Annotated in this window: 10 protein-coding genes and 1 pseudogene; 10 read left to right on the forward strand and 1 reads right to left on the reverse strand. The window is 50.3% G+C overall.

Annotation, left to right across the window (positions count from 1 at the left end; genetic code table 11):
- The first annotated feature begins 48 nt into the window (after positions 1-48).
- Genes Q3O60_RS12070 through Q3O60_RS12080 form a run of 3 tightly spaced genes read left to right on the forward strand, consistent with a single transcriptional unit; the run spans position 49 to position 3,209 of the window.
- Positions 49-1,248: a lipoprotein-releasing ABC transporter permease subunit gene (locus Q3O60_RS12070; RefSeq protein WP_305894194.1), complete on the forward strand. Its 1,200-nt coding sequence runs from the start codon at positions 49-51 to the stop codon at positions 1,246-1,248.
- A 4-nt stretch (positions 1,249-1,252) separates the two neighbouring features.
- Positions 1,253-1,954, forward strand: coding sequence for a lipoprotein-releasing ABC transporter ATP-binding protein LolD (lolD, locus tag Q3O60_RS12075; protein WP_369812666.1), 702 nt, complete (start codon positions 1,253-1,255; stop codon positions 1,952-1,954).
- The gene (locus tag Q3O60_RS12080) at positions 1,947-3,209 is read left to right on the forward strand and encodes a lipoprotein-releasing ABC transporter permease subunit (RefSeq protein WP_305894195.1); all 1,263 of its coding nucleotides are present in this window, start codon (positions 1,947-1,949) and stop codon (positions 3,207-3,209) included. The genes lolD and Q3O60_RS12080 overlap by 8 nt, the downstream gene beginning before the upstream one ends.
- Before the next feature lie 8 nt (positions 3,210-3,217).
- Here Q3O60_RS12080 and Q3O60_RS12085 read toward each other — a convergent pair whose 3' ends face one another.
- Entirely contained in the window at positions 3,218-3,739 is a 522-nt protein-coding gene (locus tag Q3O60_RS12085) for a DUF2062 domain-containing protein (RefSeq protein ID WP_305894196.1), read from the reverse strand.
- 82 nt (positions 3,740-3,821) lie between these two features.
- Between Q3O60_RS12085 and Q3O60_RS12090 the strand changes: the two genes are divergently transcribed.
- The 7 genes and pseudogenes from Q3O60_RS12090 (at position 3,822) to tcdA (ending at position 11,280) form a co-directional block, all read left to right on the forward strand.
- Positions 3,822-6,038, forward strand: a complete 2,217-nt coding sequence (locus Q3O60_RS12090; protein ID WP_305894219.1) for a DNA internalization-related competence protein ComEC/Rec2 — start codon at positions 3,822-3,824, stop codon at positions 6,036-6,038.
- Between the two features lies 1 nt (position 6,039).
- Complete coding sequence (msbA, locus tag Q3O60_RS12095; protein WP_305894197.1) at positions 6,040-7,803, forward strand: lipid A export permease/ATP-binding protein MsbA; 1,764 nt, start codon at positions 6,040-6,042, stop codon at positions 7,801-7,803.
- Complete coding sequence (gene lpxK / locus Q3O60_RS12100) at positions 7,800-8,762, forward strand: tetraacyldisaccharide 4'-kinase (RefSeq protein ID WP_305894198.1); 963 nt, start codon at positions 7,800-7,802, stop codon at positions 8,760-8,762. Before msbA ends, lpxK begins: the two co-directional genes overlap by 4 nt.
- Position 8,763: 1 nt before the next feature.
- Positions 8,764-8,838 (forward strand): annotated as a pseudogene (locus tag Q3O60_RS17710) (Trm112 family protein); the annotation flags it as partial.
- A gap of 110 nt (positions 8,839-8,948) precedes the next feature.
- On the forward strand, positions 8,949-9,698 hold the full coding sequence (gene kdsB, locus Q3O60_RS12110; RefSeq protein ID WP_305894200.1) for a 3-deoxy-manno-octulosonate cytidylyltransferase: 750 nt from the start codon (positions 8,949-8,951) through the stop codon (positions 9,696-9,698).
- A gap of 11 nt (positions 9,699-9,709) precedes the next feature.
- Positions 9,710-10,423 carry a pseudouridine synthase gene (locus Q3O60_RS12115; protein ID WP_305894201.1) on the forward strand — a complete coding sequence of 238 codons (714 nt, stop codon included), beginning with the start codon at positions 9,710-9,712 and terminating at the stop codon, positions 10,421-10,423.
- Between the two features lie 77 nt (positions 10,424-10,500).
- On the forward strand, positions 10,501-11,280 hold the full coding sequence (tcdA, locus tag Q3O60_RS12120) for a tRNA cyclic N6-threonylcarbamoyladenosine(37) synthase TcdA (RefSeq protein WP_305894220.1): 780 nt from the start codon (positions 10,501-10,503) through the stop codon (positions 11,278-11,280).
- The last annotated feature ends 15 nt before the right edge of the window (positions 11,281-11,295 follow it).

The following is an 11,295-nucleotide window of genomic DNA, read 5'->3' on the forward strand; positions in this document are numbered from 1 at the left end:
TTGCGTCCAACTTTACCACTTTACGGTGACATTGTCCTGAAGATTAGGATGCAACTTCCAGTCAGTTTATGGATCGGCCTGCGTTACAGCCAAAGCCGCAAAGGAAATGCCATTATTTCCTTTATCACATTGTTTTCTATCGCCGGAATTTTTCTGGGCGTGATGGCGTTGACGCTTGTCAGCTCAGTGATGAATGGCTTTGAAGGCGAATTGAAAAAACGCATTCTTGGCGTTTTACCACATCTGGTGGTGCAAACCTCAGAGCAGGCAGCTGACGATTGGCAAGCAAGGCTCATGCAGCGCCATGCCAGTATTGCCCTTATCAGTCCTTTTGTTGAAGCTGAAGCCCTGGTGCAATCCCCTCGTCAACTTACTCCGGTACAATTGCAAGGTGTTGAGGTCGATCAGTTACCAGAATTTATGGCGCAAAGCTTGATTCTGGGGCGCTGGCAAGAGTTAGACAATGGCCGTTTCCCCATTGTATTGGGCCGGGAACTGGCTGAAGAGCTCGAAGTCTCTCTTGGCGACTCTGTGCGTTTATCCCTGGCACAAGGCGGCAGTTATACCCCTTTAGGCTGGATGCCGCGACAACGTTTATTTACGGTTACTGGTCTGTTGGATACGGGGTCCGAGTTGGATCAGGTGTTGGCAGTGGTGAAGCTCTCCGAATTGCAGCAGTTAGCACCACAGGCGCCATTGCAATGGCGTATTCAATTGGCTGAGCCTTTTCAAGCACCAAAACTCAGTACCTTATTAAGCAAGCAAGTTGATTTTACCCAGGTGCGGGATTGGCGGCAAAGCCATGGTAAACTTTTTGCCGCTGTAGCGATGGAAAAAGCCATGATGTGGTTGATGCTGTTGCTGATTGTTGCGGTAGCGGCTTTTAATATTGTGTCGGCATTGGTGATGATGGTGACGGAAAAACAGGCCGAAGTGGCTATTTTGAAAACTCAGGGCATGCAGAATTACCAGTTATTTACCATTTTTGCTATGCAGGGCATGAGCAATGGTGTCATTGGCGCGACCACCGGGGCTATCGCTGGTGCATTACTCAGTCATTTTATTAACCCATTACTCAGTATGTTTGGCATCTATATTGCCGGAGGGATTGAACTGCCGGTGGTGATGAATGTCTCTCAAATTCTTGTGATTGTTTGCAGTGCCCTGCTGTTAACTATGCTGGCAGTGATTTATCCTGCCTGGAGGGCGGTGCAAATTGAACCAGCGGAAGTACTTCGTGATGAATAGCGTGATGGATGATGCAAACGTGAATAAAAAAGTGTTAGCTGGCCAGCAACTGGTAAAGTCGTTTCGGGATGGTCAGCACCTGACTCCGGTACTGAATGGGGTGAGTTTAGAGTTGTCCGCCGGGCAGATGGTCGCTATTGTCGGCAGTTCAGGTTCGGGTAAAAGCACCCTGCTGCATTTGCTTGGTACACTTGAGCAGGCCGATAGCGGTAGCCTGCAGCTGATGGGGCAGGAAGTAGCTCGTTTATCCGAGCGGCAAAAAGCTAAACTGCGTAACCAGCACCTCGGGTTTATTTATCAGTTTCATCATTTATTAATGGATTTTACTGCTCTGGAAAACGTGGCGATGCCCTTGTTGATCCGGGGTGAAACTAAAGCTGTGGCGGAACAGCAAGCTGAGGCCATGCTGACCCGGGTTGGTTTAGCGCATCGTCTGACACACCGGCCTTCGGAGCTCAGTGGCGGCGAGCGCCAACGCGTTGCCATAGCCCGCGCGCTAGTGGCTAAACCAGCGCTGGTTCTGGCTGATGAGCCTACAGGCAACCTTGACCACACAACTGCCGAAAGCATTTACGCGTTGCTGCGTGAGCTAAATCAGCAATTAGGCACCAGCTTTATTATTGTGACCCACGATCTGCAACTGGCTGCTAAATGCGATCTGCACTATCTGATGCAAGACGGCGTATTGGAGCGATCGGATGGCTAAGTTAGCCCTGCTGAGGCAAGCAGGTCTCTCGTGGCAATTAGCGCGACGTTATCGGGCGACACGCCATAGTAATGCCTTTATCCGCTTTATTTCTGCCTCATCAACCATCGGCATTGCGCTGGGCGTGGCGGTATTGATTTTGGCACTGTCGGTGATGAATGGCTTTGAGCAGGCACTCAAAGATCGCTTACTGGCGGTGATCCCGCATGTTGAGCTGCAAGCGGTTGATGCTCAGATCATGGATTGGCCTGCTAAACTGCAGCATTTGAGCCAACATCCTGAGGTAACGGCGTCCGCTCCCTTTATCAAGAGCAATGGCATTTTACGGCAAGGCCAGCAAGTGAAAGGCGCTATGATCAGAGGCATTGAATTGGATGCCGAACGGCAGATCACCAATTTTGAGCAGTACCTAACCGAGGGCGATATTGCTTCGTTGGATGGCCGCTCGATTGTGTTGGGTCAAGGGGTCGCAGATGCACTGAGTGTTCGTGCTGGTGACCAGCTGCAGTTGATGTTGCCACAGTTTCGCCCTGATGGTCGATTGGCCAGCAGTCAAACGGTGGTGTTAACCGTAACGGCCATTATTCAGGTCGGTGGCCAGCTTGATTATCAGCAAGTATGGGTCGATAGCTCGGCGTTGGCGGGCTGGCTAAAGATGCCAACCGATAGTGTGCATGGCTTCGCTTTTCAGTTGGAGGATTTATTCGCTGCGCCGCGGATAGCCCGTGAACTGGGTATGTTGTCGGATGACTATGTCTATCTTCAGGATTGGATGCGGACCCAAGGTCATTTGTATCAGGACATTCAGATGGTTCGCACCATCGTGTATCTGGTGTTGGCACTGGTGATTGGTGTGGCCTGTTTTAATATTGTGGCGACCCTGGTGATGGCGGTGCGGGAGAAAGAATCTGACATTGCTATTTTACTAACCATGGGATTAGCTCCGGCCGCTGTGATCCGAACCTTTATGTGGCTGGGGTGGTTGAATGGCCTGATAGGTACTTTGAGCGGAGCGGTCATAGGCTGGTTGCTTAGCCGCTACATTGAGCCTATTTTTGTTTGGAGCACAGAGTTGACCGGTACCTCACTGCTCGATCCCAATATTTATTTTATTGATTTTGTTCCCTCTTTGTTTCTCTGGACCGATTTAGTCTGGACGGTGCTTATTGCCTTGGTTCTTAGCCTGGTGGCAACCATATATCCGGCCTGGCGGGCCAGTAAAACGTTACCTGCTGCTGTGCTGGGGCAGAAGTAAGAAAAAGCCTAACGCCACTTAATGCCGTTACGGCGATCGCGTTGAGCACGGCGGATAGACAGCACCCAGAGCCAGTCAATCACAAAGTAGCCCACAATGCTGGCCGTTAACCCCATTAAAACACAGCCCAATAAAAATGGTTTGCCGATGGTTGCCATGCTACTGATTAACCATTCAATGCTGGCTTCAAACGCAAAAGGCTCGATAGGGGATGACAACACCACCGCCCCAACCAGATAGCTGAGATAGAACATCACTGGCATGGTAAAGGGGTTGGAGAGCCAGACGGTACCAACTGCCAGCGGTAAATTCACCCGAAATAAGATGGCCGCTGCCGCCGATGCAACCATTTGAAATGGCATTGGCATCCAGGCCCAAAATAAGCCAATAGCAATGCCCCCGCGTGCCGAGCGCCGGTTTAAATGCCAGAGGTTGGCATCGTGCAGTAAGTTACCGAACAGCTGCAGCAGCTTACTTTGTCGAATTACCTCTGGATTTGGTAAGAACTTTCGAATAGTCTTCTTTGGCATTACAACTCATTTACTCAAAGTAAACATGACTTCACTGGGGTTAGGTGTACTCTTTGGCTGCATATTGTCGCTATTTTTACCAATGGTGCCACCTTTTTTTGTTTTTTTCCTACTGTTACTTAGTCTAGCATTATTACTGTGGCGCCGCTGCTGGTTTTACTGCGGCCTTTGTTTGTACTTGCTCAGTTGGCATGGAACCCTGCTTATGCATCAGCAGGCAGGTGCAGCTTTACTGCAAGACGTTCAGCAGCAGGTTGAAGGGCAGATCATTGGAATACCCCGGCAACACGGACCGTTGAGTCAGTTTGATTTCTTAGTCACATCAGGCTCTGCCAAAGGCTATCGATTACGATTGAGTTGGTTTCAAGCCTCAGACATACTGCAGCAAGGTCAGCACTGGCAATTGAGCGTGCGCTTAAAGCCGGTACATGATATCTCAAACCCGGGAGGCTATTCTGCCGAGCGTGCGGCTTTGATTCATGGTCAACTGGCACGAGGTTATGTTAGCGATCCGGCACAGGCTCAGTTGTTGCATCAAACCATGGGGCAACGCCACCGTTGGTATCAGCGATTGCAGCAGGCGACTACCGATTTGCCTTCATCGCCCTTGTTGTTAGCATTAACGATGGGAGAGCGTGATTTTAGTCCTGAGTTATGGCAAGGATTGCGTCATACTTCGTTGGGGCATCTGGTCGCTATTTCCGGGCTGCATATTGGCCTGATTTATGGGTGGGTTTTGTGGTTGGTCATACCGATCCGTTGGACTGGCTGGTTACCCGCTACACAACTACGAGTGCGAACGATGCTGGCGCTCAGTGCTGCACTGGGGTATGCCGCCCTGGCTGGTTTTGCCATTCCTACAGTAAGAGCTTTGATTGCTTTGGTCTTGGTGGCCGGTGTCAGCTGGTTTTATCACCGGCTGAGTTATCATCGTTTCTGGTTGCTGTTGGTGGCATTGCTGTTGCTGGTGCAGCCGATGTGGGCTCTCAGTGCAAGCTTTTGGTTATCAGTCAGTGCAGTGGCTTTGATCTTATTTTATTTGTGGCGCTTTCCTATGCCAGATCATGGCTGGTTGGCTCGTCTCAAACATCTGTTTGGTTTTCATCTGTGGTTGTCCATCGGTTTAATTCCTATATCGCTGTTATTCTTTGATGGCATCTCACTGATATCGCTGCTGTCGAATCTGATCTTTGTGCCCTGGTGTTCACTGGTTGCTATCCCTGCACTATTGCTGACATGCTTGCTTGAATGGCTGCATGCTGATTGGGCTGCCTGGCTGTGGCCTTGGGTTGATCTGCTGTTTCGTCCGTTGGTGCTGTGGCTGGATCAGGCTGCACAGCGGCCGGTATTGTGGTGGTCGGCAAAAGGAGTACCTTGGTTTATGGCGGTGCTGAGCATGCTGGCGCTGGTTATGCTCTGTTTATTTCGGCATCGTCTGGCGGTCATACTGGCGTTACTCTGTTTGCTGCCTTTGGCTCAACATTGGTCTCAGGATGCGGGCTGGCGATTGCACGTGATTGATGTCGGGCAGGGGTTATCTGTGTTGTTGCAGTACCAACAGCATGGTGTATTGTACGATGCCGGGCCACGACAGGGCGATTTTAGCGCCACTCGTCGCTATGTTTTACCTTATTTGCAGCAGGTAGGCATTCAGCAATTGCACTATTTAGTGTTGAGTCATGATGACAGTGATCATACCGGGACCTGGCCCGATATCCGACAAGCCTTCCCTGAGGTAACTCTGGTGACGGATATACCTACTGCAGCGGCGTCGCTGCCTTGTCAGCAATTGCCGATGACATTTTTTGATGCCCGGCTGGTGGTATTGCACGATGGCACTGAACATGGGCCACGTAATGATGGCTCTTGCGTGGTCTGGATAGAGCTGCATGGCTGGAACATTTTGTTACCCGGTGATATTCACCGGCAGCAGGAACAACAGCTGTTGCAACGTTACCCTGATCTAACCGCCGATCTATTGGTGCTGCCACACCATGGCAGCAATACGTCCAGCAGTTTAGCTTTTTTACAGCAGTTGCAGGTTCGTGTTGCTTTGAATAGTGCAGGGCGACATCGCGGTTTCCAACATCCTTCTGCGCAGGTACAGGATCGATTGGATGTATTGCAGATCCCGCTATGGAACACGGCTGATCATGGCGCAATACAGATAGCCTTAAGCCCTGATTTTGTGCAAATATATAGCAATCGAGCGTCTCGATTGCCGTTTTGGTTGGATTCGGTGCAAGCAAAGCTGTCACAATCGGAGCAACGCGTTAGAATAGAGTCAAATGAACCATAGGATGATCAATTTGCAGATTAGTGATGTCTCGAACACGACAAGCCGGCGATTATTTAGCTATCTGAAGCCCTACAAGATTGGTTTTGTCTGCGCTATGCTTGGCATGGTGGGCTATGCTCTGGTGGATGTAGGCTTTATTTCCATGCTGCAACCCTTTATTGATGAGGGCATCGAAGGAAAGGATACTGAGTTTCTAAAGTATGCCCCTCTGTTTATCATCGTGATGTTTTTGTTTCGTGGCGCTTCGCATTTTATTGCTACCTATTGCCTGAGCTGGGTTGGCGCCAATATTGTCAAAGATTTGCGTCAGGAGCTATTTGAGCACCTGATGCGTTTACCCGTGTCATTTCATGATCAAAACTCAACCGGTGACTTGATTTCGAAAGTCACCTATTCGACCGAGCAGTTAAAACAAGCCACTTCAAAAGCACTGATTGTGTTAATCCGCGAAGGGGCTTTTGTCATTGGTTTGCTGGCACTGATGTTTTGGAATAGCTGGCAGTTGTCGCTGATTTTTCTGGTGATTGCACCATTAATCGCGGTCATTGTTGGCTTTGTTTCGAAGCGCTTTCGTAAAATAAGCAATAATATTCAGACCGCCATGGGTTTAGTGACCACCTGCTCCGAGCAAATGCTGAACGGTCATAAAGTGATTTTGTCGTTTGGCGGCCAAAAGGTTGAAAAAAGTCGCTTTGCTGAAGTAAACAATATGACGCGGCAACAAGATGTCAAGCTGGAGTCGGCCAAAGCGATGAGCACGGGCGTGGTGCAATTGATCGCTTCCTTTGCACTGGCGTTCGTGATCTATATGGCCAGTCAGCCTGCGATGCTGGATAGCCTTACCGCAGGTACCTTTACCTTAATTGCCTCATCCATGGTGATGCTGCTGCGGCCATTAAAGCAGCTCACTACGGTCAATGGTGACTTTCAACGTGGTATGGCAGCGGCCAAGAGTATCTTTGAAATCCTTGATCAATTACCGGAGCAAGATACCGGTACTCGTGAACTGAAACGAATCAGTGGTCATATACGCTTCGATCATGTCGACTTTAGTTACCCGGGCCATGAAGATAAACAGGTCTTGCAGGACATTAGCTTTGAAGTGTTACCCGGACAAACGGTGGCTTTAGTAGGGCGCTCCGGCAGTGGTAAAACGACCATATCCAGTTTACTGCCGCGCTTTTATGAGATTGAGAAAGGCCGTATTTTGCTGGATGACTCGTCCATCAAAAATTTTACTTTGGCTTCTTTACGTCAGCAAATGGCGATTGTTTCGCAGCATGTCACTTTGTTTAACGATACTATCGCCAACAACATTATGTATGGTTTGGATGAGCCTGTGAGTGATGCACACTTGCTTGATGTGGCTGAAAAAGCCCACGTGATGGAATTTGCCCGTCAGATGCAAGATGGCCTGAATACTATAATTGGCGAAAATGGTGTGTCGTTAAGTGGCGGCCAGCGTCAGCGCATCGCCATCGCTCGTGCTTTATTGCGGCAGGCGCCTATTCTTATTTTGGATGAAGCCACCTCAGCACTGGATACCGAGTCTGAGCGAAAAATTCAGGGTGCTTTGGATGAGCTGTTAAAAGGTCGTACTAACATTGTGATTGCACACCGCTTATCGACCATTGAAAATGCTGATCAGATTCTGGTGATGGATCAAGGTCGCATCATTGAGCGCGGCGATCATGCCAGCCTGTTAGCACAAGATGGCGCTTATGCGCAGCTGTACAAGATGCAGTTTGGTCAAAAACCAGTATGAATGCCATTGAACGGGGCTGGTATCATTCTGCGTGGTGGTGTTGGTTACTCTGGCCATTAAGTGGCCTGTTTTGGCTGATCACGGCTGTACGACGTTTTGCTTATCGTCGGGGCTGGCTGAAGAGTATCGCCTTGCCGGTACCCGTGGTGGTGGTGGGAAATATTAGTGTTGGCGGTACCGGTAAAACGCCCTTTACCCTGTGGCTGTGTCGCTGGTTGCAGCAGCAGGGACATCGGCCTGGAATTATCAGTCGGGGGTATGGAGCGCGCATTACTCAGCCGACATTGGTGGACCCTTCGGACTCAGCTGCTGCGGTGGGGGATGAACCCTTATTGTTGGCTCAGCGCTCAGGTTGCCCTGTGGTGGTTTGCCCGGACCGGGTAGCCGCAGGTCAGTATTTGTTGAGCCAACATGACTGCACCATCATTATTAGCGATGATGGCTTGCAGCATTATCGCTTACAAAGAAGCTTAGAGATTGTATTGATCGATGGATTCCGGGGTTTAGGCAATGGACTCTTGTTACCAGCAGGCCCATTGCGGGAACCGGTATCACGTTTAAAGCAGGCCGATCTCGTGATTGCCAACAGCAAAGCACATTCGCAGGCGCATGGTTGCATGCAACTCAAGATTGTAAGTGCAACTGGTTTGCTGGAGCAAGACATACTGCCAGTGGGGCCGGTACATCTGTTGGCTGCTATAGGCAACCCGGAGCGCTTTGCTCATACGGCAGAGGAGGCGGGTTTTTCTATTGTACAGCGGTTTTTTTACGGCGATCATCATGCGTATACCGAACAAGAATTAAGCCTGCTACCCACGCCGTTATTGATGACGGAAAAAGATGCAGTTAAATGCCGTGCTTTCGCCCGCCCGGGCTGGTATCAGCTGGCGGTAGAAGCATGTCCGGATACTGAGATAGAACAACAACTAGCCACTTTGATGGCCGATTTGCGGAGTTGATATGAGTATACCCGTTGCTTTACTCGATATACTGGCCTGCCCTTTGTGCAAAGGCAAGTTGAAATACAATGCCAAACAGCAGGAGCTGATTTGTACCTTCGATAAATTGGCGTTTCCGGTACGTGAGCGCCTGCCCGTCATGATTGCGGATGAAGCCCGTGAATTAGAGCAAGAGGAGTTGGAGCGATGGACTTCATCGTCATAATACCGGCTCGCTTTGCCAGTAGCCGCTTACCAGGCAAGCCATTGCTTGATATTGGTGGTTACAGCATGATTAAACGTGTGCATCAGCAGGCGTTAGCCAGTGGTGCCAGCCGAGTTGTGGTGGCAACCGATGATGAGCGTGTGGCCGGTGAAGTCAGGCGGTTTGGTGGTGAGTTGTGCATGACGCGAGTCGATCATAGTTCCGGTACGGAGCGCCTGGCCGAGGTTGTTGAACAAATGCAGTTACCCGATGAAGCCATTGTGGTGAACGTGCAAGGTGATGAACCCTTTATCCCTCCGGCGATTATTGGGCAAGTAGCTGAGAACCTGGCCCGGCAACGTAAAGCTGAAATGGCGACGCTGGCAGTGCCGATGCAGCATGCAGATGAGATCGGCAATCCCAATTCGGTCAAAGTGGTGATGGATAAACAAGGTTACGCTTTGTATTTTAGTCGCTCGGTGATCCCCTATGATCGTGACCAGCAGTTTCAACAGGAGTTGTCGCAGCATTACCATCGTCATATTGGTATTTATGCGTATCGTGCTGGTTTTATTCGCCGCTATGTTCGCTGGCCGGTATCAACGCTTGAACGTATTGAGTCGCTGGAGCAATTACGTGTGTTGTGGCAGGGCGAAGCGATCCATGTGGGTATCGCAAGTGAAGAGCCACCTGTCGGCGTGGATACACCAGACGATTTAGCTGCCGCGCGTTTGTTGTGTCAGCAGCGGTAGTGAGTGCCACTGTGAAGTCAGCGTTGCAGGTCATTGCTCAAACTGAGCAGTGGGTTGCTTTGTACAAACCGGCTGGAGTTAGCTTTCACTCCGAGTCGGGCCCCGGCATGGTGGTGCAGGCAGAGCAGCAGCTGGGCCTCAAGTTGTATCCGGTGCACCGGCTGGATAAAGTCACCTCGGGTCTGTTGCTGCTGGCAACATCCTCTGTGGCTGCTGCTGAATTATCTGCACTTTTTGCGTCGCACCAGATAGAAAAATACTACCTGGCATTAAGCGCTAATAAGCCCAAGAGCAAACAAGGCTGGGTTAAAGGCGATATGGTGCCAGCCAGGCGAGGTGCCTGGAAATTGCAGCATTCCCAACAGCAACCAGCGGTCAGCTATTTTATCAGCCAGGGCTTTGTTGAACTGCCTTTGCGGGCGTTTTTAATTAAGCCGTGGACGGGAAAAACGCACCAAATCCGAGTGGCGCTGAAAAGTATTGGAGCCGCCATTATCGGCGATGAGTTGTATGGCAGTGCGGCTGCCGATCGGGTGTATCTGCATGCTTATGCACTTTGTTTTGTCTGGCAGGGACAACGTATCGAATTGTGTTGTTGGCCAGAGAGTGGGGTGGAGTTTGGCCGCTTGCAATCACAGTTTGATACGGCTTGGTCCTCACCCTGGCAGTTGGACTGGCCTGAATATCGAAAGCCGCTTGCCTTAACCCCAAATATCAACAGTTAATTTGAGAGAAGTACATCACCATGAACACGGATAAAGCGACGGACCCGGTATCGCCAGAAACAATGACAAATGACGGTATGATCCGTGATGAGCCGCGCTTTGCCGGTATTGCTCGTTTGTATGGTAAGGCCGCGCTGATGAAGTTTCAACGCAGTCATGTCTGTGTGGTGGGTATTGGCGGTGTGGGGAGCTGGGCCGCCGAAGCATTGGCTCGCTCAGGTATTGGTCGTATCACGCTGATTGATCTGGATGATATTTGTGTCAGCAATACCAATCGTCAGTTGCATACTCTGAGCAGTACCATTGGTCAGGATAAGGTAGCCGTGATGGCCGAGCGGCTACAGGCTATCTGGCCGGAGATAGAGGTGCATCAAGTGAGTGATTTTGTCGATGCTTCGAACCTCGCTGAACTGATTACAACCGATATCGATTATGTGGTCGATGCTATCGATTCGGTATCCGCAAAAGTGGCTTTGGTGGCGCATTGTAAGCGCAATAAAATCCCACTGGTATGCACCGGTGGAGCGGGAGGCCAGACCGACCCGACGCAAATTCAAATTGCAGATTTAACGCAAACCATTAATGACCCCTTGCTGGCAAAGGTACGGAATAAATTACGACGCGATTACAACTACAGCCGCAATCCGAAACGGCGTTTTGGTATTGATTGTGTGTATTCAACAGAGCAATTGAAGTACCCACAACCGGATGGTAGTGTCTGCCAGCAAAAATTCTCTGAAGGCCCGATGCGGCTCGATTGCAGTGGTGGTTTTGGTGCGGTTACCGTAGTGACTGCCAGCTTTGGCATGGCGGCGGTGTCACGTGTGCTGAACAAGCTGGCTGCAAAAGCTAATTAAACATCAGCGCGATGC

It is taken from the genome of Alkalimonas collagenimarina, assembly GCF_030717845.1.
In the GTDB taxonomy this organism is placed as follows: domain Bacteria; phylum Pseudomonadota; class Gammaproteobacteria; order Enterobacterales; family Alteromonadaceae; genus Alkalimonas; species Alkalimonas collagenimarina.

Coding starts and splice junctions, on each gene's coding strand:
- Q3O60_RS12070 (WP_305894194.1), top strand. CDS start 49: ATGCAACTTCCAGTCAGTTTATGGATCGGCCTGCGTTACAGCCAAAGC.
- lolD (WP_369812666.1), top strand. CDS start 1,253: ATGGATGATGCAAACGTGAATAAAAAAGTGTTAGCTGGCCAGCAACTG.
- Q3O60_RS12080 (WP_305894195.1), top strand. CDS start 1,947: ATGGCTAAGTTAGCCCTGCTGAGGCAAGCAGGTCTCTCGTGGCAATTA.
- Q3O60_RS12085 (WP_305894196.1), bottom strand. CDS start 3,739: ATGCCAAAGAAGACTATTCGAAAGTTCTTACCAAATCCAGAGGTAATT.
- Q3O60_RS12090 (WP_305894219.1), top strand. CDS start 3,822: ATGGTGCCACCTTTTTTTGTTTTTTTCCTACTGTTACTTAGTCTAGCA.
- msbA (WP_305894197.1), top strand. CDS start 6,040: ATGATCAATTTGCAGATTAGTGATGTCTCGAACACGACAAGCCGGCGA.
- lpxK (WP_305894198.1), top strand. CDS start 7,800: ATGAATGCCATTGAACGGGGCTGGTATCATTCTGCGTGGTGGTGTTGG.
- kdsB (WP_305894200.1), top strand. CDS start 8,949: ATGGACTTCATCGTCATAATACCGGCTCGCTTTGCCAGTAGCCGCTTA.
- tcdA (WP_305894220.1), top strand. CDS start 10,501: ATGATCCGTGATGAGCCGCGCTTTGCCGGTATTGCTCGTTTGTATGGT.